The organism is Streptomyces sp. cmx-4-9 (genome assembly GCF_046548835.1).
GTDB lineage: Bacteria > Actinomycetota > Actinomycetes > Streptomycetales > Streptomycetaceae > Streptomyces.
Genome location: NZ_JAEBEE010000009.1, coordinates 252,583 through 271,372, shown reverse-complemented (window position 1 = coordinate 271,372; position 18,790 = coordinate 252,583). Strand labels below are relative to the sequence as shown.

At 75.2% G+C, this 18,790-nt stretch carries 20 protein-coding genes and 7 tRNA genes; 11 read left to right on the top strand and 16 right to left on the bottom strand.

The features are described from left to right. Positions 1 to 151: 151 nt before the first annotated feature. Together ACLJTM_RS27820 and ACLJTM_RS27815 are read right to left on the bottom strand one after the other, a co-directional pair. Positions 152 to 1,390: a hypothetical protein gene (locus ACLJTM_RS27820; RefSeq protein WP_411106470.1), complete on the bottom strand. Its 1,239-nt coding sequence runs from the start codon at positions 1,388 to 1,390 to the stop codon at positions 152 to 154. Further along, positions 1,390 to 1,968: a DUF4365 domain-containing protein gene (locus tag ACLJTM_RS27815; RefSeq protein WP_411106469.1), complete on the bottom strand. Its 579-nt coding sequence runs from the start codon at positions 1,966 to 1,968 to the stop codon at positions 1,390 to 1,392. The genes ACLJTM_RS27820 and ACLJTM_RS27815 overlap by 1 nt, the downstream gene beginning before the upstream one ends. A gap of 220 nt (positions 1,969 to 2,188) precedes the next feature. Here ACLJTM_RS27815 and ACLJTM_RS27810 point away from each other — a divergent pair, with 220 nt between their 5' ends. Next, positions 2,189 to 2,914, top strand: a complete 726-nt coding sequence (locus tag ACLJTM_RS27810; RefSeq protein WP_411106468.1) for a 3'-5' exonuclease — start codon at positions 2,189 to 2,191, stop codon at positions 2,912 to 2,914. A 56-nt stretch (positions 2,915 to 2,970) separates the two neighbouring features. Here ACLJTM_RS27810 and ACLJTM_RS27805 read toward each other — a convergent pair. Then, positions 2,971 to 3,042, bottom strand: a tRNA-Val gene (locus ACLJTM_RS27805). 38 nt (positions 3,043 to 3,080) lie between these two features. Further along, the gene (locus ACLJTM_RS27800; protein ID WP_411106467.1) at positions 3,081 to 3,569 is read right to left on the bottom strand and encodes an SRPBCC family protein; all 489 of its coding nucleotides are present in this window, start codon (positions 3,567 to 3,569) and stop codon (positions 3,081 to 3,083) included. Positions 3,570 to 3,693: 124 nt separating this feature from the next. Between ACLJTM_RS27800 and ACLJTM_RS27795 the strand changes: the two genes are divergently transcribed. After that, a complete protein-coding gene (locus tag ACLJTM_RS27795) occupies positions 3,694 to 6,090 on the top strand; it encodes an SCO7613 C-terminal domain-containing membrane protein (RefSeq protein WP_411106466.1) in 2,397 nt (798 codons plus the stop codon). A 46-nt stretch (positions 6,091 to 6,136) separates the two neighbouring features. Here the strand turns inward: ACLJTM_RS27795 and ACLJTM_RS27790 are convergent. Together ACLJTM_RS27790 and ACLJTM_RS27785 are read right to left on the bottom strand one after the other, a co-directional pair. Next, positions 6,137 to 6,208, bottom strand: a tRNA-Val gene (locus ACLJTM_RS27790). 45 nt (positions 6,209 to 6,253) lie between these two features. Then, a complete protein-coding gene (locus ACLJTM_RS27785) occupies positions 6,254 to 6,739 on the bottom strand; it encodes a TIGR02611 family protein (RefSeq protein WP_411106465.1) in 486 nt (161 codons plus the stop codon). A 177-nt stretch (positions 6,740 to 6,916) separates the two neighbouring features. On the opposite strand from ACLJTM_RS27785, the gene ACLJTM_RS27780 reads away from it, so the two are divergent. Beyond that, on the top strand, positions 6,917 to 7,330 hold the full coding sequence (locus tag ACLJTM_RS27780) for an SsgA family sporulation/cell division regulator (RefSeq protein ID WP_030011909.1): 414 nt from the start codon (positions 6,917 to 6,919) through the stop codon (positions 7,328 to 7,330). 213 nt (positions 7,331 to 7,543) lie between these two features. Further along, entirely contained in the window at positions 7,544 to 8,164 is a 621-nt protein-coding gene (locus tag ACLJTM_RS27775; protein WP_411106464.1) for a CGNR zinc finger domain-containing protein, read from the top strand. Here ACLJTM_RS27775 and ACLJTM_RS27770 read toward each other — a convergent pair. Further along, positions 8,105 to 8,278: a hypothetical protein gene (locus ACLJTM_RS27770; protein WP_411106463.1), complete on the bottom strand. Its 174-nt coding sequence runs from the start codon at positions 8,276 to 8,278 to the stop codon at positions 8,105 to 8,107. The two genes, ACLJTM_RS27775 and ACLJTM_RS27770, sit on opposite strands and share 60 nt — an antisense overlap. A 101-nt stretch (positions 8,279 to 8,379) precedes the next feature. Beyond that, entirely contained in the window at positions 8,380 to 8,808 is a 429-nt protein-coding gene (locus tag ACLJTM_RS27765) for a hypothetical protein (RefSeq protein ID WP_411106462.1), read from the bottom strand. Positions 8,809 to 9,012: 204 nt separating this feature from the next. Here ACLJTM_RS27765 and ACLJTM_RS27760 point away from each other — a divergent pair, with 204 nt between their 5' ends. Continuing rightward, a complete protein-coding gene (locus tag ACLJTM_RS27760; RefSeq protein WP_411106461.1) occupies positions 9,013 to 9,525 on the top strand; it encodes a DsbA family protein in 513 nt (170 codons plus the stop codon). A gap of 50 nt (positions 9,526 to 9,575) precedes the next feature. Here the strand turns inward: ACLJTM_RS27760 and ACLJTM_RS27755 are convergent, their stop codons facing one another. Genes ACLJTM_RS27755 through ACLJTM_RS27745 form a run of 3 tightly spaced genes read right to left on the bottom strand, consistent with a single transcriptional unit; the run spans position 9,576 to position 12,364 of the window. Next, on the bottom strand, positions 9,576 to 10,400 hold the full coding sequence (locus ACLJTM_RS27755; RefSeq protein WP_411106460.1) for a GNAT family N-acetyltransferase: 825 nt from the start codon (positions 10,398 to 10,400) through the stop codon (positions 9,576 to 9,578). 42 nt (positions 10,401 to 10,442) lie between these two features. After that, positions 10,443 to 11,264: an aminotransferase class IV gene (locus ACLJTM_RS27750; protein ID WP_411106459.1), complete on the bottom strand. Its 822-nt coding sequence runs from the start codon at positions 11,262 to 11,264 to the stop codon at positions 10,443 to 10,445. Continuing rightward, positions 11,261 to 12,364: a chorismate-binding protein gene (locus tag ACLJTM_RS27745; RefSeq protein ID WP_411106458.1), complete on the bottom strand. Its 1,104-nt coding sequence runs from the start codon at positions 12,362 to 12,364 to the stop codon at positions 11,261 to 11,263. The genes ACLJTM_RS27750 and ACLJTM_RS27745 overlap by 4 nt, the downstream gene beginning before the upstream one ends. Positions 12,365 to 12,543: 179 nt before the next feature. Here ACLJTM_RS27745 and ACLJTM_RS27740 point away from each other — a divergent pair. From ACLJTM_RS27740 to ACLJTM_RS27720, 5 genes are all read left to right on the top strand, one after another. Continuing rightward, positions 12,544 to 12,616: transfer RNA gene (locus ACLJTM_RS27740), tRNA-Gly, on the top strand. Between the two features lie 40 nt (positions 12,617 to 12,656). After that, a tRNA-Cys gene (locus tag ACLJTM_RS27735) sits at positions 12,657 to 12,730 on the top strand. 1 nt (position 12,731) lies between these two features. After that, positions 12,732 to 12,803, top strand: a tRNA-Val gene (locus ACLJTM_RS27730). Between the two features lie 19 nt (positions 12,804 to 12,822). Further along, a tRNA-Val gene (locus ACLJTM_RS27725) sits at positions 12,823 to 12,894 on the top strand. A gap of 52 nt (positions 12,895 to 12,946) precedes the next feature. Then, positions 12,947 to 13,018: transfer RNA gene (locus ACLJTM_RS27720), tRNA-Val, on the top strand. A gap of 94 nt (positions 13,019 to 13,112) precedes the next feature. Here ACLJTM_RS27720 and ACLJTM_RS27715 read toward each other — a convergent pair. The 3 genes from ACLJTM_RS27715 to ACLJTM_RS27705 all read right to left on the bottom strand — a co-directional run bounded on the left by ACLJTM_RS27715 (position 13,113) and on the right by ACLJTM_RS27705 (position 14,883). Further along, positions 13,113 to 13,406 (bottom strand): zf-TFIIB domain-containing protein, encoded by a 294-nt coding sequence (locus ACLJTM_RS27715; protein ID WP_411106457.1) that lies wholly within the window; start codon positions 13,404 to 13,406, stop codon positions 13,113 to 13,115. Positions 13,407 to 13,471: 65 nt separating this feature from the next. Next, complete coding sequence (locus tag ACLJTM_RS27710) at positions 13,472 to 14,404, bottom strand: phosphotransferase family protein (protein ID WP_411106456.1); 933 nt, start codon at positions 14,402 to 14,404, stop codon at positions 13,472 to 13,474. Between the two features lie 269 nt (positions 14,405 to 14,673). Continuing rightward, the gene (locus ACLJTM_RS27705) at positions 14,674 to 14,883 is read right to left on the bottom strand and encodes a hypothetical protein (RefSeq protein ID WP_411106648.1); all 210 of its coding nucleotides are present in this window, start codon (positions 14,881 to 14,883) and stop codon (positions 14,674 to 14,676) included. 528 nt (positions 14,884 to 15,411) lie between these two features. On the opposite strand from ACLJTM_RS27705, the gene ACLJTM_RS27700 reads away from it, so the two are divergent. After that, on the top strand, positions 15,412 to 16,602 hold the full coding sequence (locus tag ACLJTM_RS27700) for a protein kinase domain-containing protein (RefSeq protein WP_411106455.1): 1,191 nt from the start codon (positions 15,412 to 15,414) through the stop codon (positions 16,600 to 16,602). Between the two features lie 16 nt (positions 16,603 to 16,618). On the opposite strand, the gene ACLJTM_RS27695 is transcribed toward ACLJTM_RS27700, so the two are convergent. Together ACLJTM_RS27695 and cobA are read right to left on the bottom strand one after the other, a co-directional pair. Next, the gene (locus ACLJTM_RS27695) at positions 16,619 to 17,437 is read right to left on the bottom strand and encodes a TrmH family RNA methyltransferase (RefSeq protein ID WP_411106454.1); all 819 of its coding nucleotides are present in this window, start codon (positions 17,435 to 17,437) and stop codon (positions 16,619 to 16,621) included. 42 nt (positions 17,438 to 17,479) lie between these two features. Next, on the bottom strand, positions 17,480 to 18,715 hold the full coding sequence (cobA, locus tag ACLJTM_RS27690) for a uroporphyrinogen-III C-methyltransferase (protein ID WP_411106453.1): 1,236 nt from the start codon (positions 18,713 to 18,715) through the stop codon (positions 17,480 to 17,482). Positions 18,716 to 18,790 lie beyond the last annotated feature (75 nt).

Here is an 18,790-nt window from a genome sequence, read left to right as displayed (position 1 = left end):
CGAGCGAACACTGCGCGCCTGAATCGTACCGAGCGGAGCGGTCGCGCCGCCAAACGGTTCTCGCCGGGCCCGGGCGCCTGCGGCCACCGGGACCTGGGCTGCCCCGCGGCCGGAGCCCGTACGGCCCGGCCCCGGCGGCCGGAGGCTGCCCTCAGTCGTCGGACGGGAGCACGTCGGACGGGTCGAAGGCGTCGTCCAGCGACTTCATCAGCCGGTCCCGCTCCACCTCGTCCAGCGGGACCGGCGTCACGTCCGTGGCCCCGGCAAGGCGGCGGAAGCCGCCCCGCCGCTGGAGCCGCCCGCTGACCCGGACGGGCAGGCCCACCAGGTGGGCGTGGCCGGCCACCCGGTACGCCTCCTCGTCGAGGACCGCGCGGACGTACGGGACCTCCGCCCCGGTGAGGACCCGCAGCCGGACCGTGCCCCCGCCGCCGGGGGCCGAGCGGCGCATCCGTACCACCGCGCCCGTGATCCGCACCGGGACGGCGGGCTCGTCGCGGGTGTAGCGTGCGGCCGCCTCCCGGAGCACGGGGAGGTCCCCCGGTGAGAACTCCACCGGCTCCGGCCGGGCCGCGCACCCCGCCGGCGCTCCGGCTGCCGGCGCCCAGGCCAGCGCGATCCGGGCCCCTTCGGAGCCGCGGACCAGGGCGATCAGGGCGTCGGCGAGCTCCCGGCTGACCCCCGCCTGCACGGCGGCGTCGAAGGCCTCCATCCCGCCGGTGGCCCGCCGGTAGTCCACGGCCTCGCGGGCGGCGTGCAGCGCGTGGTGCAGTCGCGTGACGGTCCCGCGTCCACCGCCGACCGGGACGTAGGCGGTGAGCCGGCGCCCGCCCGGGGAGGGGCCCACCAGCACCCCGTCCAGGGCCCGTTCGGCCTTCCCCCGGTGGCGGGCGCCGTGGTAGCCGGCCCTCGCCCGGTCCGCCAGCGCCCCCGCGAGCAGGAGCTGCCGGGCCGCCGAGCGCAGCTGTTCCTGCACGGTCCAGGAGGCCTCGCCCTGGATCCCGTACGGCCCTTCCGGTATCTCCCGCTCCCAGCGGACCTCGTCGCTGGGCACGCTCAGCCCGTAGAGGACCTCGCGGGCCGAGGGCAGGGCGCTGCGCGAGAGGGCGGTCAGCGCCTCCTCCAGCAGGTCGGCGCAGTCGGGGAAGGCCCGGCTCTCGGGGACGAGGAGGCTGGTCGCCCCGCTGCCGCCGGAGGGGGCCGCGGGCGGGGTCCAGCGCCCGTACCGGCCGGCGTCGCCGCCCCGGCGCTGCCAGCCGTGCCGGTGCAGCAGGGCGCCGAGCACCGCCGGGTCGACCTGGGCCGGGTCGGGCGTGCCGGGGCGGGCGGGGGCCGCGTACCCCGGGTGCTCCCGGGGCGGCGGTCCGGGGTTCGGTGCATGCCAGTGCATCAGGGTGTCCCTCCCGACCCGACCCGGGTCATGATCTCGCACAGCGCCCGGTCGTCGAAGATCCGCGTGGTCGGTATCCGCACGGTGGTCCGGCGGCGGCCGGTGACGGGCTGTCCGGCGAGGTTGGTCCAGTAGCAGCAGTGCCGCAGGTCGAGCCGGTCGTGCCCGGCGGACAGCCACTGGTCGCGCTCGCGCGGGACGAGCATCACGACGAGGATCTTGTGGACGGCGACCGGGGTGCGGGCCAGTTTCACGAGGTGCTCGTTGTCGAGGGTGAAGCCGAAGGTGGCCCCGGCCGGCCGGGGCGGTATCTGGTAGGTCGCCTTCAACTGCACCTTGATGGTGACCTCGTCGTCGACGACGTGGTCGGGCGCACCGTGGCTGACGTGCCAGTCGATGCCGTTGTCCGGGAAGGGCTGGGAGAGCGAGCAGCCGGCCGCGGCGGCGACGGCGTGCAGGTAGCCCACCTGGAGGGTCTCCATGCAGGTGGTGGTGGCGAGTGTGCCGCGCAGCGGTCCGGTTCGCGGATCGGTCTGCCCCTGCAGCACCCCGCCCGGTTCGGGCTGCGTGAGCGCCATGGCCGGCTCCCCATGCCTTGCGGGCTCTGCCGTGGGTGGTGGGCGGGGTGACGACCGGTCATGTGTGCGGTCCCCCAGGGATGTTGTCTCCGCACCCGGGCACCCGCAAACGGCGTACGGGGCAAACAGCCCGGGTATCACCGGTTCGGGCAACGGTGGCACGTTCCGAGGCGGCCGCGCCCGGGTGCCCCATCTGCCGACCGGGGACGAGGAGTTCGCCATGACACGCTGGTACGAGGGCCCGCTGGCCGCATTCGACACGGAGACCACCGGAGTGGACGTCGAGCAGGACCGGATCGTGTCCGCCGCGCTCGTCGTGCAGGAGTGCGCGGGGGGCCGGATCCGCTCCACGCGCTGGCTGGTCAATCCCGGGATCCCGGTGCCTGCGGGAGCCACGGAAGTGCACGGGCTCACCGACGAGCACCTCCAGCGCCACGGGCGCTGGCCCGCCCCGGTGGTGGAGGAGATAGCCCGCTCCCTCGGGGAGCAGCGGGTGGCGGGCCGGCCGCTGGTGGTGATGAACGCGCCGTTCGATCTGACGCTGCTCGACCGGGAGTTGCGCCGGCACCGGGCCTCATCACTGTCGCGGTACCTGGACAACCGGCCGCTGACGGTGCTGGATCCGCGGGTGCTGGACAAGCACCTGGACCGGTACCGCAAGGGCCGCCGGACGCTGACGGACCTGTGTGCGCACTACGGCATAGAGCTGGAGGGCGCCCACGACGCGGCCGCGGACGCACTGGCCTCGCTGGAGCTCGTACGGGCCGTGGGGCGCCGGTTCGCCGGCCGGCTGGAGCGGCTCACACCGGCCGAGCTGCACACGCTCCAGCAGGTGTGGCACGCGGCCCAGGCGCGGGGGCTCCAGGCCTGGTTCGCACGGCAGGGCACCCCCGAGTCGGTGGATCCGCACTGGCCGCTGCGGCCCGACCTCTCCACGGCGGCGTGAGCGGCCCGGAACATGCGGAAGGCCGGCCCGTCATCAGACGGACCGGCCTGTCCCGGTGGGCGATACTGGGATCGAACCAGTGACCCCTTCGGTGTGAACGAAGTGCTCTCCCGCTGAGCTAATCGCCCGGGAACGCACCGAACAATACAGAAGGCCCGGGGCTGGTTCAAACCGCTTCCGGGGAGAGCGCCAGCCGGGCTTCGAGACCGCGCTGTCCGGCCCGCATCATCAGGGCGTGGTTGAGCCGGAACACCGGGCGGCATGGCAGCGAGAGCCGCCGCATGAGCGGCATGCGGACCTCCACCTCCTGCTCGTACAGGGCGCGGGTGCGTCCGGCGTCCGCTCCGCGGCGGGCGCGCACGGTCCACCGCGCCCAACCTTCGAGATCCCCGTGGAGGGAGACCTCCAGGACGCCCCGGCCGGGGTCGCGCAGCAGCTCGGTGGTGGTGAGGCGGAGCGAACAGGGCAGCGCGGAGCGCACGAGCACGGTCCCGCTGCGGTCGCCGGTGCGCTCCACGCGGCGGAACTGGGGCCACCAGTACGGGTACTGGTCCAGCTGCTCCAGTTCCGCGTAGACGCGGCCGGGCGGTGCGTCGAGGTCCCACACGCTGCGGAAGCGGTAGTGGCTCCAGCGGTCCTGGCGGCTGTGGTGCATGGGACCAGTCTTGCGTCCGGCGGGCCCGCGCACGCCCCGTTCGGGCAGACCCGTGCGTACTCAGGGCGGATCTGAGTACGCACGCCCATGTCCTGACGCCGTGACGGGCGCCACACTCCGCAGCATGAACACGTCCCTGCCGCCGGCCGAGGAGCTGGCGCTCGTCGACCGCGAACTGGCCTGGCTCGACCACCGGCGGATGTACCTGCTGACCCGCCGGGACCGGCTGCTGCACCTCCTGCGGCAGCCGGGCCCCGCCCCCGCCGCGTGGGGGCCGCCGGCCGGGTGGGTGCCTGCGCCCGGCCCGGGGGCCCCGGCTCCCGCCGAGGACGCCTCGGCGCCGAGCGCGCAGAACGTGCTGCTCGCGCTGGGGGTGGTGCTGCTGGCTGTGGCCGCCACGGCCTTCACGCTGGTCAGCTGGGGGGCCATGGGGATCGCCGGGCGCAGCGCCGTGCTCGCGGTGGTGACGGCGGCGGCGCTGGGCGCCCCGGTGGCGCTGCTGCGGCGGGGTCTGCGCGCGACCGCCGAGTCGGTGGCCGCGGTCGGGCTGCTGCTGACGGTGCTGGACGCGTACGCGCTGTACGTGGCCGCCGGGGCGGACACCGGTCCGGCGGCGTACGCGGCAGCCGCGGCCGCGGTGTGCGCCGCGCTGTGGGCGGGGTACGGGCTGGGGCTGGCCCGGCGGCTGCCCGCGCTGCGCATCCCGCTGCCCGCGGCCGTGCTGGCCGCGCAGTGGCCGCTTCCGCTGGCGGCGCTGGCCGGGCAGAGCGGTCCGCTGGGGCTGGGCTGGGCGCTGCTGGTGACGGCGGTTCTGGACGTGCTGCTGGCGCTGCGGGTGCGGGCGCTGCCGGCCCCGGTGGCGTGGGTCCCGGCGGGCGTGCTGGGCGCGGGGGCGCTCCTGACCGGGGCGGTGCGCTCGTGGTCGGCGGCGTCGGCGGCCGGGGCGGTGGCCCCGGGGGTCCTGCTGGGTGCGGGGGCGGCGCTGGCCGTGGCCGTCGCGGTGGCGGTGGCGGCGGCCGGCCGCGGGGCGGCGGCCTGGCCGGTGGCGGCGGCCGGCGGGCTCGCGGCGGTGGTGGGGCTCGGCGGGGTGGCCCGCCCGGAGCTCGGGCCGGGCTGGGCGGTGGTGGCGCACCTGCTGGTGGCGCTGCCGCTGCTGGCGGCGGTCCGCGCCGGGCGGCTCGCGGAGCCGGTCCGCCGGGGGCTGCTGCTGGCCGGTGCGCTGGCCGCCACGGTGGCGGCGCTGGGGGCCTGGTGCGCGGCGGCCGCGGTACTGGCGGCCCGGACCGGGGTGCTGGACGAGGTGTGGGCGGCGTCGACTCCGGGGGCTGACCCCTTCGGGGCGGGGGCGCCCGCGGTGGTGGTCCTGCTGCTCGCGGCGGCGGCCGCCGGGTGGCTGTCCCGGGCGCTCTCCCGGCCCGAGCCGCCGGTGGTGGCGGTGGCCTTGGCGTGGTCGGGTCTGTTCACGGCCCCGGCCCTGCTGGACTGGCCGGCCGCGGTGGTGTTCGCCGTGCAGGTGGTGGTGACGGCGGCCGCCGGGGCGTACGCGCTGAAGGGGCGTACGCCGGGCGCTGCGGTCGCGGCGGGCGTCTGCGCCCTGCTGGGCGCGGGGAACGTCTCCCTGGGCGCACTGGACGGGCGGACGGCCACCTTCGCCGTGTGGGGGCTGCTGGGCGCGGGCTGCGCCGCAGGCGCGGCGCAGCGGTCCGCGCCCCGCCCGGCCCGGTCCGTGGCGGCGGTGTGCGCCGTGGGGTACGCCGGGGGCCTGCTGCTGGCGGCTTCCGCGGCGGCGGGGCGGCCGCCGGCCTGGTGGGGGCTGCCGCTGCTCGCCGTTCCGGCGGCGGCGGCCGTGTTCGGGCCTCGGCTGGGCGGCGTACGGGTGCCGGCGGAGATCGCTGCGGCCGTCTGCGGGGCTCTGGCGGTGCTGTGGTCGGCAGGGCGGCCCGGGACGCTGGGTCTGGCGCTGGCCCTGGCCGGGGTGGTCTGTGCGGGGGCGGCGGTGCGTGCGGAGCGGCGCCCGGTGGGCTGGGCGGCGGGGACGCTGTTCGTCCTGGCGGCGTGGGTGCGGCTGGCCGGTGCGGGGGTGGCGGCGCCGGAGGCGTACTCGCTGCCGGTGACGGTGCCCGCCCTCGCGGTGGGCCTCGTACGGCGCCGCAGGGACCCCTCGGCGTCCTCCTGGACGGCGTACGGCCCGGGGCTGGCCGCGACCCTGCTGCCGAGCCTGCTGGCGGCTCTGGAGGACCGGCACTGGCTGCGGCCGCTGCTGCTGGGGCTGGCGGCGCTGGCGGTGACCCTGGCGGGCGCCCGGCGGCGGCTGCAGGCCCCGCTGCTGCTGGGCGGGGCCGTGCTGGCGGGGGTGGCCCTGCACGAGCTGGCCCCGTACGTCGTCCAGGTGGTGGGCGCGCTGCCGCGCTGGCTGCCGCCGGCGCTGGCGGGCCTGCTGCTGCTGGCCGCGGGTGCGACGTACGAGAAGCGGCTGGGTGAGGCGCGGCGGCTGCGGGACGCGCTCGGGCGGCTCCGGTAACGCCGGAGGCCCGGAGACGGTGAAGTCTCCGGGCCTCTGGTCCGGGTGGGCGATACTGGGTTCGAACCAGTGACCCCTTCGGTGTGAACGAAGTGCTCTCCCACTGAGCTAATCGCCCGGACGCACCGCAAACATTACCGCATGTCAGCGGCGCTCCGGACCATCACTGGTCCGTGAGGTTCCAGGGCAGCACGAGCCCGTACTTCCACAGGTAGAAGCCCACCAGCGCGGCGGCGACGACCAGCCCGACGGTGGTCAGGATGATGTTGCGGCGGCGGACCCTGGGGTCGAGCGCCTTCTGCGCAGCCTCGGTGACCTTGCGCTTCGTCCAGCGCAGGACGAGGTGGGCCCAGGCGAACTCGGTGGCCCAGATCGCCAGGCCGGCGAAGATCGCGACCCAGCCGGGGCCGGGCAGGACGAGCATGGCGACACCCGCGGCGATCACGGCGAGGCCGACGACGAAGACGCCGACCTGCCAGCTCAGGTGCAGGCTCTTGCGGGCTTTGATGAAGGCGGGAGCCTTCGACACGTGCGGCGCGTCGTCGGCGGCCGACGCGGCGGCCTCCTCGGCGGCTGCGGTGGGAGCCGGCGTGGGAGCCGGCTCGCTGCTGGCGGACCCGTGGGTCTCGCGGTCACTCCCCGTATTCATGAGGTCGAATCTACCCGAACCGGATACACACGTGGATGAGGGTTTGGATCCGCCGTTCGAGGGACCCAGAGGTCCGCAAAACGGTCAGAGGGGTTTACAACGGCACCGTAGGTGGCATGTCGATTTCGCCGACGTGCGAATCCCCGAGCGCACACTGAGCGAAAGGCCCTGGCGCTTATGAACACCACGGTCAGCTGCGAGCTGCACCTGCGCCTCGTTGTGTCGAGCGAGTCCTCACTGCCTGTTCCCGCGGGCCTGCGGTATGACACGGCCGACCCCTACGCCGTGCACGCCACCTTCCACACCGGCGCCGAGGAGACGGTCGAATGGGTATTCGCCCGCGACCTCCTCGCGGAGGGCCTGCACCGGCCCACCGGTACCGGCGACGTCCGCGTCTGGCCCTCCCGCAGCCACGGCCAGGGCGTCGTCTGCATCGCCCTGAGCTCACCGGAGGGAGAAGCACTGCTCGAAGCACCCGCCCGAGCACTCGAGTCGTTCCTCAAGCGGACGGACGCCGCGGTTCCACCCGGGACCGAGCACCGGCACTTCGACCTCGACAAGGAGCTCTCCCACATCCTGGCCGAAAGCTGAGCCAGGCCTACCTCCGCTCGACACCGTCCGACTCGGGGCGACGGTGCGAACCGGACAACCACATACGGCAGTGCCGGCGCTGTTCTCGCGGGAGCCACCCGCGCGGACGGCGCCGGTGTGCGTGGGGACCCCCCGCGGGGGCGACCGGCTAGAGTCCTCCCCCGGCGGCGGCACCGGCCCGTCGCCGCAGGCCCGGCCCCTGAGGGAGACCCCGTGCAGATCCCCCACGACACCCGTCGCGCGCTCGACGTCGTCGTCGCGCTGGTGAACACCGCGGCCGAGGTGGACCACCCCGACGGGCTGGCGGACATCGGCGCTCTGCGGGCGTTCGTCAGGGAGTACGCGATCAGCGACGTCGGCGAGCTCGGGGCCCGCGACCTGTCGGGGGTGCGGGCGGTGCGCGGCAAGTTCGCCCAGGTCTTCGCGGCGCCGAACTCCCGTACGGCCGCCGCACTGATCAACGAGCTGGTGGCGACCGCCGGGACCACCCCGCAGCTGACCGACCACGACGGCTACGACTGGCACGTGCACTACTTCGCCCCGGGCGCGTCGGTGGGCGACCACCTCGCGGCCGACGGCGGCATGGCACTGGCCTTCATCGTGGTCTCGGGCGAGGAGGAGCGGCTGCGCCGCTGCGAGGCCCCGGACTGCCGGCGCGCCTTCGTGGACCTGTCCCGGAACCGTTCGCGGCGCTACTGCGACAGCAGGACCTGCGGGAACCGGCTGCACGTGGCGGCGTACCGGGCCCGGCGCAAGGAGGCCGACGCGGGGGCGTCAGAGCAGGAAGAGGTCGTGCACGGCGGCGAACAGCAGCAGGGTGCCGATCACTCCTAGGAAGATCATCAACGGGGGTTGCGAGAGCGCGAAGAGGCAGCCTCGCGGCTCCTCGGCGACGGGGGCGGGGACCGGTGCGGGGACCGGCGGCTCACCCTTCGATGTGTCGAGCATGTCGGCCCGATGATGGCGCAGCGCGGTGGCGTCCGCCCCTCAACACGCCAACATCGGGGCGGGAGTTCGCCCGATCTTGTGGGCCCGGGACCGGCCGGCGGTCAGATCCCGTGCTTCTTGAGGATGGCCTCGATGTCGGAGAAGTCCTCCGCGGGCGCCGCCGGGGCGCCGGTGCGGGTGTCCGGCCGGGGCCGTGCGCCCGCGTCGAGCGAGGGCGCCGAGGCCCCCGGGGCGACGGCCGGCTGCGCAGCACCGCCCCCGACCCGCCTGCCGGCGTTGCGCCGCTCCACCACGCGGGTGGCGGCCAGCAGCAGCCAGGCCAGGGCGAGCAGCCCGAAGCCGGCCCAGACGGCCGGGTTGAAGACCGTGCCGGACACCCATTCCACGACACCCGTCAGCACCAGCCCCAGCGGCACCAAGGCGTAGGCGGCGATCCGGGCGGCGGTCCGGAACCGCTTGCGGTACGCGGTCACGGCAGCCAGGCCCAGGCCCGCCGCGGACACCGCGGAACAGATGGTCTCGGCGAGCATGCGTTCCTCCTGAACTGGGCGGTCCGTCCCCCCCATCCTGCACCGGCCCCCATCGCAGGGGCCAGGCGCGGAGCCCGGCCGGCCCGGATCTCCGGGACATCTCGGGGTCGCACCTCCTCCCTGGGTCCCGTCCCGGGTGCCGTCCCGGGCCCGGGGCCCTCGCCCCGGTCGGCCCGGGCGGTGCGGGGCTGGGAGAATCGCCCCATGACCGATTCCGTGATCCTCGACGTCTGGTGCGAACTCCAGTGCCCGGACTGCCACCGCGCCCTGGACGACCTGCGCGCCCTGCGGGCCCGCTACGGCGACCGGCTGGACATCCGGCTGCGCCACTTCCCCCTGGAGAAGCACAAGCACGCCTTCGCCGCGGCGCAGGCCGCCGAGGAGGCCGTCGAGCAGGGGCAGGGCTGGCCGTACGCCGAGGCCCTGCTGGCCCGGACCGCCGAGCTCGGTGAGCGCGGTGAGCCGGTCCTGGTGGACGTGGCCCGCGAACTCGGCCTGGACGCAGAGGAGTTCGACACCGCGCTGATCGACGGCCGGCACATCCTGATCGTCGACGCCGACCAGGCCGAGGGCAAGGCGATCGGCGTGACCGGCACGCCGACGTACGTGATCGGCGGCGAGCGCCTCGACGGCGGCAAGAGCCAGGACGGCCTGCGCGCCCGTGTCGAGGAGATCGCCGACCGGCTGCTCGCGGCGGACGCCCACGGGCAGGACTAGCTCGTCCCTTCCGGATCCTGCGGGCCCCGACACGATCCGAAGGAGCCGGCCTAGAGCAGGTCCTTGGCGTGGTTGAACAGGGTCGGCGCGTAGCCCAGGGACTCGTACAGGCGCACGGCCGGGGTGTTGTCCGCGAAGACATGCAGGCCGATGGTCCGGTGGCCCTGCGCGAGGGCGGTGCCTTCCGCGAGGAGCATCAGGTCGCGGCCGAAGCCGCGGCCGCGGTGCGCGGGGAAGACCAGGACGTCGTAGACGTAGGAGCCCCCGTCCCGGGCGCCGACCCAGATGTGGCCCACGGGTTCGCCGGCCGCCTCCAGGACGGCGAAGGAGGCCCCCGGTGTTGCCGCGCCCAGGGGCAGCAGGCTGCGGTGGTCGGCCTCCGACTTGGCCTCGGCAGCCTGGACCGGCATCCCGCGGCCGGCCCAGTCCTCGGCGTACTCGCGGATCGCCTCGGCCTTCCAGGCCTCGTACTCGGTCGGTGTCATCGGCCGGCCCCGCACCCCGGCGGACAGGGCGGGGGGCTCCTCGGGCAGCTGCTTGGACATGTTGCGGCTGATCTCCGCGTAGCCGAGGGACCGGGCCAGGCGCAGGCCCGCCGCGGAGTCCGCGGGAACGCTGACGCCGACCCGGCGGCAGCCCCAGCCGCGCAGGACCTCCTCGGCGGCCAGGGCGGCCACGGCGGCCCGGCCCCGCCCGCGGTCGGGAGCGTCGACCAGGAGGTCGCGGATCTCCCCCACGGTCGGCCCGAAGGGGGTGTCGGAGGCGATCGTCAGGCCTCCGACACGCCTGCTGTTGACGCGGATCTCGTACGGGCGCGTCCGCGCCCCGCCGTCGCTCTGCTGAAGCGGCCCGGACGGCCGCAGGGTGGTGGTCATCACCGGAGTTGTACCCCGCGCGGCGGCTCCGGTGCGAGGGTGTTACGGGTCGAGGTCGTCCGCGGAGCGCGCGTCGAAGACCCGCATCGCCTCGGCGGTGACCGGACCGGGCCCGTCCCCGAGCTCGCGGCCGTCGATCCGCACGACCGCCTGCACGTCGCGCAGCGAGGAGGTCAGGAACACCTCCTCGGCCTGTTCCAGCACCTCGAAGGGCAGGTCGCTCTCCTTGGCCCCGGCCCAGTCGGCCACGAGCGCGCGGGTGATGCCGGCCAGGCAGCCGGAGGCCGTCGCAGGGGTGTGCAGCTCCCCGTCGAGGACGACGAACACATTGGAGCCGGTGCCTTCGCAGAGCCGGCCCAGGGTGTTCGCGAAGAGGGCCTCGGAGGCCCCGGCCCGGTGGGCGGCGGCCAGCGCGACCACGTTCTCGGCGTACGAGGTGGTCTTCAGGCCGGCCACGGCGCTGCGCTCGTTGCGCACCCAGGGCACCGTGGCCACGGCCGTGGTGTCGGGGCGGCGGGCGGTCTCGGCGAGGGCCGCGATCAGCGTGGGGCCCGCGTCGCCGCGGTCGGAGCCGAGGGGGGAGACGCCGCCGGTGTAGGTGACCCGCAGCCGGCCGAGCGGCACCGGGTTGGCCTCCAGCACGGCCGTGCAGGCCCGGCGCACCTCGTCCGGGTCGGGGTCGGGCAGGCCCAGGCCGCGGGCCGAGCGGGTCAGCCGCTCCAGGTGGCGGGTGAACGCGAAGGTCCGGCCGCGCTCCGCCTTGAGCGTCTCGAAGACCCCGTCGCCCACCGTCAGCCCGTGGTCGAACACCGACACCTTCGCGTCGTCCGCGTCCCGCAGTGCCCCGTCGATCCAGATCCTCACCCTGCTGTCCTTCCCGTCGTCCCGTGCGCACCGCCGGCGCCGCCCGCCCCGGGGGCGCCGGGGGCACCGTGCAGTCCCGACGCTACCCGCAGCAGCCGGGCCGCCTTCAGTTCGGTCTCGGCCCACTCGCGGTCGGGGTCGGAGCCCCAGGTGATGCCGGCGCCGGTGCCGAAGAGCAGCCGGGGGCCGCCGGGAGCCTCCCGGTCGATCCAGAAGGTGCGGATGCCGACGGCGAGCTCGGCGGTGCCGAGGTCGGCGTCGACCCAGCCGATGCCTCCGCAGTAGGGGCCGCGCGGGGCGGTCTCCAGCGCCTCGATGATCCGCAGGGCCGAGGACTTGGGGGCGCCGGTGACGGAGCCGGGCGGGAAGGTGGCGGCGAGCAGCTCGGGCCAGCCCGCTCCCTCGGCGAGCTCCCCGCTGACGGTGGACACGAGGTGGACCAGGCCAGGGTGCTCCTCCACGGCGCACAGCTCGGGCACCGCGACGGACCCGGTGGCGCAGACCCGGCCGAGGTCGTTGCGTACGAGGTCCACGATCATCACGTTCTCGGCGTGGTCCTTGGGCAGCAGGTCCGCGACGGTGCGGCCGGTGCCCTTGATGGGGCCCGATGCGACGCGGCGGCCGCTGCGGCGCAGGAACAGCTCCGGGGAGGCGGTGGCGACCTCGACGCCGTGGGCGGGAAGCCGAATCGTTCCTGCATAGGGGGCCGGGTTGCCGCGCGCGAGCAGGGCGGTGAGCGCGTCGACATCGGCTCCGGCGGGGTCGGCCAGCGGCGCGGACATCACCCGGCACAGGTTGGCCTGGTAGACCTCGCCCGCGGCGATGTGCTCGCGGATGCGCCGGACGCCTGCCGTGTACGCGGCCCGGTCCAGCGAGGAGGTCCACTCGTCGGCGTCCGGGCCGCGCCAGGCGCCCGGCACGGGGGCCGGCACCGGGTCGGGGCGCACGTCCCCGAAGCGCGCGCAGACCAGCCGCCCCTCGAAGTCGGCGGCCACGGCCCAGAACCCGGTGGAGTCCAGGGCGGCGGGATCACCGGTGACGTCTCGGAGGTCGGTCGCGAGCAGGCCGCCGAAGCGGGCCAGGGGAGGCAGGTCGTGCACGGCTGCGAGTCTAAGACCGGTGACACGGTGGCGCCGGTGGGGTGACCGCCGGGTGACCGGCCGTGATCGAGCGGCAGCACGCTGCGGAAACGCGTTTTTGAGCTGGCCCGGGAATCCGCTAGAGTTCAACACGTCGCCAGGAGCGAAGGGGGAGATCCCCGGAGTGAACGCGGTGACCTGCGGACGTAGCTCAGTTGGTAGAGCACCACCTTGCCAAGGTGGATGTCGCGAGTTCGAGTCTCGTCGTCCGCTCGAGTGGGGGCTTTCTTCCCGAGAACCCCTGCAGCTCCATGGTGGAGTGGCCGAGAGGCGAGGCAACGGCCTGCAAAGCCGTCTACACGGGTTCAAATCCCGTCTCCACCTCCAAGGACGATTAGCTCAGCGGGAGAGCGCTTCCCTGACACGGAAGAGGTCACTGGTTCAATCCCAGTATCGTCCACTGGTCCGCAAGGATCCCCGCGCGATTAGCTCAGCGGGAGAGCGCTTCCCTGACACGGAAGAGGTCACTGGTTCAATCCCAGTATCGCGCACGCAGCACCTGTAGCACCCTGTTGCACCTGCGGCTTCACCGCTGCGGAACCCGCGCGATTAGCTCAGCGGGAGAGCGCTTCCCTGACACGGAAGAGGTCACTGGTTCAATCCCAGTATCGCGCACAGCCCGGAAGCCCCGGCCGTCTCGACGGCCGGGGCTTTCGACGTTCCTCCCGGAGCGGGCCCGTGGTCCCGCGGGACCACGGGCCCGCGGGGCTCAGGAGCTGAAGAGCATCCGGCCGAAGCCGCCGCGGTGCTGGCCGTGGTGGCCGTGCCCACCGTGGCCGCCGTGGTGCGGGGCGCCCCAGGCGGGCGCCGGGGCCGGGTAGGCGGCCGGGGGCGGCGGCGGGGCCTGACCGTACTGCTGGGAGGTGTACTGGGACTCCAGGCGGGTCAGCGCCTCCAGCTCGCCGTAGTCGAGGAAGATCCCCCGGCAGCCGCTGCACTGCTCGATCTGGACCCCGTTGCGGTTGTACGTGTGCATCTGCGCGTGACACTTCGGACACTGCATGGACCGATCAACTCCTCACCGTGGACGTCGCCATCGGACGCCTGCCCGGTGGCGGGGGATTCACCCTACGGCGTGGGCCCGGAATCCAAGTCGGCCGGGAGGGCCGCGATGCGGGCACAGGCGTCCACCATCAGCCGCTCCCCGCCGTCCAGTCGGCGGCCCTGCTCCGCGGACTTGGCCAGCGCCAGGGCCGCCGTCTGCACGGTCAGCGCGCGGGCGGCCAGGTCCAGTTCCGGCCAGGGGTCGGAGCCGGGCGGTCCGGCCGCCGGCCCCCCGGCGGCCCGGTAGGCGTCCAGGAAGCGCAGCCAGACCGGGGGGTCGAGCAGGCCGGCGGCGTACCAGGCCGCCGGGCGGGCGAGGTCCCAGGCGGGGGTGCCGATGCCGAGGTCGTCCACGTCGATCAGCAGCCAGGGCCCGTCCGGGGCGGGGTGGCGCACCAGTTGGCCCAGGTGCAGGTCCCCGTGGCACAGCGTCCCGCCGGGCGGCGGCGGGTACTCCCCCCGCGCCCAGCCGGGCAGGGTCCGTGCGGCGGCCCGTACGGCTCCGGCACCCCGGGGTGCGGTCCGCTCAAGGCGGTGCAGGGCGCGGGCGACCTTGGCCGGGCCGCGCATCGGCGGGACCGGGCCGGGGAGCTGCCCGGGCGGGATGCGGTGGAGGGCGGCCAGCAGCCGGCCGGCCGCTTCCCAGGGCGCGTCCGCGGGCCGTTCGGGGTCGACCGGGGCCCCGTAGGGCCACAGGGACACCGGCCGCTCCGCCACCGGGCCGGCGGCGGCGCCCAGCGGGGGCAGCAGCACCCCGGCCAGCGACGCGTGCCCGGCGATGCGCATCCGGGCCGCGAGGGCCTCCCGGTCGGAGTCGGCCGCGTGCGCCTTGGCCACGGTCTGCCCGCAGCGCACCACGGTCCCGTCCGGGCGGTCGGCGAGCACGGCGTAGGGCTCCCGCGGCCCGGACGGCGGGGCGGCGAGGGCGGCGAGGGCCTCGGGCAGGGAGTCGGTCACGGCTGTTCCCGGTGGGGGCGGCGTGGGCGGCGGGCGGCGTCCCGGACGGGCCCGGGCCCCGGTGCCCGGGATGCCCGCGGCCGGCGTGCCGGTGCCCGTGGATCGTACGCCGCGGCGTGCGGGGGGCATGAGAAAGGGTGCTGCCCGTCCGACTCCCCAGTCGTACGGGCAGCACCCTTCACCTGCCGTCCGTCGCACCCCCGTCCCCACGGGGCTGACGGGCCGGTGTCATGTGCACCCGGGCCGCTCTCCCGGGTCCGGGGCGCCGCTCAGCGCCCCAGCACCGCACCCACGGACGACGCCTGCGCCGCCACCTGCTCGAAGCCTCCGAAGAGGAAGAGCAGGAGGGCGGCCAGGGGGAGCACCATGGCCGCGGCCACCAGCGGGTGCCGGGTGCCGGACTCATGGCCGTTGAACGCGAATGCCTTGCGTCCCTGCCGTGCGATGTCCGCCATGGTCCTCTCCCTGTCGTCTGGCAGCGGCGGGCCGGTGACCTCGGGGGACGAGTGCTCCACCCGCCGCTTGTCCTCAACACTAGGCGCGGGGACGGCCCCTGGCCTCATGCCCTCGTACCCATTCCCGGGCCTCCGGGAGGATGAGGGGGCCTCCTGCGTGTACTCCCCTGGGTGGAGACCGGCCCCCGGCCTTCGGGGTCTTCCCGGAGGGGATGACCGGAGGGTGGTGACTTCACTCACTTCCGTCACTCCCTGTTCCTGCGTGTCCGCGGGCGGTCCACCCGCAGGATCGATCCGGCCCGTGCGGCCGTACGGCCCCCTCCGGTCCGGTGCGATGTGCGGGGTCAGGGGTCAAGAGCCCTGCCGTGGGAGGGATTTGGGCGCGTCCGTGCACCCTCCGGCAGTATCGGGCCGCGCACTTGAGGATCCCTCAAGAGGGCTGCCCCGCACTGACGAGCGAATCTCCCGACGAGGGCGCGGCCTCTGAGCGCGCATGGCGGATCGTCCGTAAGCTGTGCCACGTCAACAGGACGACCGGGCAGCGGGGTGGACATGGCGATGATGCGGCTCCGGCGCGAGGACCCGCGTGTCGTCGGCTCGTTCAGGCTGCACCGCCGGCTCGGCGCCGGCGGCATGGGCGTGGTCTACCTGGGGTCGGACCGGCGGGGGCAGCGGGTCGCCCTCAAGGTCATCCGGCCGGACCTGGCCGAGGACCAGGAGTTCCGCTCGCGGTTCGCGCGCGAGGTGTCGGCCGCCCGGCGGATCCGCGGGGGCTGCACCGCCCGGCTGGTCGCGGCGGACCTGGAGGCCGAGCGGCCTTGGTTCGCCACCCAGTACGTCCCCGGGCCCTCCCTGCACGACAAGGTGGCCGAGGACGGCCCCCTGACCGCCGCGCAGATCGCCGCGATCGGTGCGGCCCTCTCCGAGGGACTGGTCGCGGTGCACGAGGCGGGCGTGGTCCACCGGGACCTCAAGCCCTCGAACATCCTGCTGTCCCCCAAGGGGCCCCGCATCATCGACTTCGGGATCGCCTGGGCCACCGGCGCGAGCACCCTGACGCACGTGGGCACCGCCGTCGGCTCCCCCGGCTTCCTGGCGCCCGAGCAGGTGCGCGGCGCCGCCGTCACCCCCGCCACCGACGTCTTCGCCCTCGGCGCCACCCTCGCCTACGCGGCGACCGCCGACTCCCCCTTCGGGCACGGCAGTTCGGAGGTCATGCTGTACCGCGTCGTGCACGAGGAGCCCCACCTCCAGGGGGTCCCGGACGCGCTGGCGCCCCTCGTCCAGGCCTGCCTGGCCAAGGACCCCGAGGAGCGGCCCAGCACCCTCCAGCTGTCGATGCGGCTGAAGGAGATCGCGGCCCGGGAGGCGCAGGGCCTCTCCGACGGGCGCCCGCCGGCGCAGCGCGCCCGCGCGGACCGGCCCACCGGCCGCCTCCCCGAGGGCGCCGAGGCCTACGCCGACCAGCAGACGGAGCGGCGACCCGGGCCCGCCCCGGCGCCGCGCTCCCAGGGCGGCCCGACGAGCGGACCGCACTCGCGGCCCTCGTCCCCGCGCCATCCCGGCGGTCCCTCGTCCCGGCCGACGGCGGGGCGTACGGGCGGCCGCCCGGCCCCGCGGACGACGGGCACGGGACGGCGGCCCTCGCGGCCGGACCCGAAGCTGATGAGGCAGCGGCTGATCGTGTTCGTCGTGGTGACGCTGATCGTCGCCCTCGGCATTGCGGCGGCCCAGAAGCTCTGAGCCGCCGCCGCGGCCCTCAGGCGGTGTCGCGGCCCTGGGCCACCGCGTAGAAGGCGACGGCCGCGGCCGCGCCGACGTTCAGCGAGTCCACCCCGTGGGCCATGGGGATGCGGACCCATTCGTCCGCGGCGACCAGGGCCTGCGTGGAGAGCCCGTCCCCCTCGGCGCCCAGCATCAGCGCCACCCGTTCCAGCGACTGGGGTGCGGCCACGTCGATGGGCGAGGCCTTCTGGTGCGGGGTGAGGGCGAGCAGCTTGAAGCCCGCCTCGCGGACCGAGTCGAGCCCCTTGGGCCAGGCGTCGAGGCGGGCGTACGGGACCGAGAAGACCGCGCCCATGGAGACCTTCACCGACCGGCGGTAGAGCGGGTCCGCGCAGTCCGGCGAGAGCAGCACCGCGTCCATGCCGAGGGCGGCGGCGCTGCGGAAGATCGCCCCGATGTTGGTGTGGTCGTTGACCGCTTCCATGATGACCACGCGCCGGGTGGTGGCGAGCAGCTCCTCGGCCGTGGGCAGCGGCTTGCGCTGCATGGAGGCGAGGGCGCCGCGGTGCACGTGGTAGCCGGTGACGCGTTCGGCGAGCTCCGGGCTGACGGCGTACACCGGGGCGGGGAGTTCGTCGATGACGTCGCGCATGACGTCGACCCACTTGGCGGAGAGCAGCATCGACCGCATCTCGTAGCCGGCGTCCTTGGCGCGTCTGATGACCTTCTCGCCCTCGGCGATGAACAGGCCTTCGGCGGGCTCGCGGCGGCGCCGCAGTTCGACGTCGGTCAGGCCCGTGTAGTCGCGCAGGCGCGGGTCGTCGGGGTCCTCGACGGTGATGAGATCTGCCACAGGGTGATACTGCCTTGTCCTGGGTGTGGTGCCAACGGCCTGTCAGGCGCCGGCGGTGGGAAGGCTCGGGGTCCCGACGCGGACGACCTCGCCGACGACGATGACCGCGGGCGGGCGGACGTCCTGCGTCCGGACCCTCTCGCCGACGGTGGCGAGGGTCGCGTCCACGCGGCGCTGGGCGGCGGTGGTGCCTTCCTGGACGACGGCGACGGGGGTGTCGGCCGCCCGGCCGTGCCGGACGAGCGCCTCGGCGATCAGGCCGATCTTGTCGACGCCCATGAGGATCACCAGGGTGCCGGTCAGCCGGGCGAGGGCCTCCCAGTCGACGAGCGAGCGCGGGTCGTCGGGGCCGACGTGCCCGCTGACGACGGTGAACTCGTGGGCCACGCCGCGGTGGGTGACCGGGATGCCGGCGGCCCCGGGGACCGAGATGGAGCTGGAGATGCCGGGGACGACGGTGCAGGGGATCCCCGCCTCGGCGAGGGCCTGCAGCTCCTCCATGCCGCGGCCGAAGACGTACGGGTCCCCGCCCTTGAGGCGGACCACGGCCTTGCCTGCCTTGGCGTGCTCGATGAGGGCGTTGTTGATGGCCTCCTGGGCCATGAACCGGCCGTACGGGATCTTCGCCGCGTCGATGACCTCGACGTGCGGCGGGAGTTCGTCGAGGAGGTCGCGGGGGCCGAGCCGGTCGGCGATGACCACGTCGGCCTCGGCGAGCAGGCGGCGCCCGCGGACGGTGATCAGGTCGGGGTCGCCGGGGCCGCCGCCGACGAGGGAGACCCCGGGGGTGTGGGCGCGGCGGTGGGCGGGCGCGGCGAGGGTGCCCTCGCGCAGGGCCTCGACGACGGCGTCCCGGACGGCGGCGGAGCGGCGGGGGTCGTTGCCGGTGAGCACGGCGACGGTGACGCCCTCGCTGCGGCCGGTCGCGGGGGTCCAGGCGGTGGCGGCGGAGGCGTCGTCGGCGCGGACGCACCAGACCCGCTCCCGCTCGGCCTCGGCGGAGGCGCGCTCGTTGTCCGCGCGGTTCTGGGTGGCGATCAGCGCGTACCAGGCTCCGGCCAGGTCCCCGTCCTGGTAGCGGCGGCGCTCCCAGCGGATCTCGCCGGTCTCGGCCATGGCGTCCACGGACGGGGTGGCCGAGGGCGAGATCAGCAGGACGTCGGCGCCGGCCGCGATGAGCGCGGGAAGGCGGCGCTGGGCGACCTGGCCGCCGCCGATGACGACGACGCGGCGGCCGGCCAGGCGGAGTCCTACGGGGTACGCGGGGGTGTCGGCCATGGCGATTGCGGCTCCTGAGGCGGCGAGGGGGCCGCTGCTTCGCTGGAGCGGCTGGTTGACGTGCGGTTTCGCGGT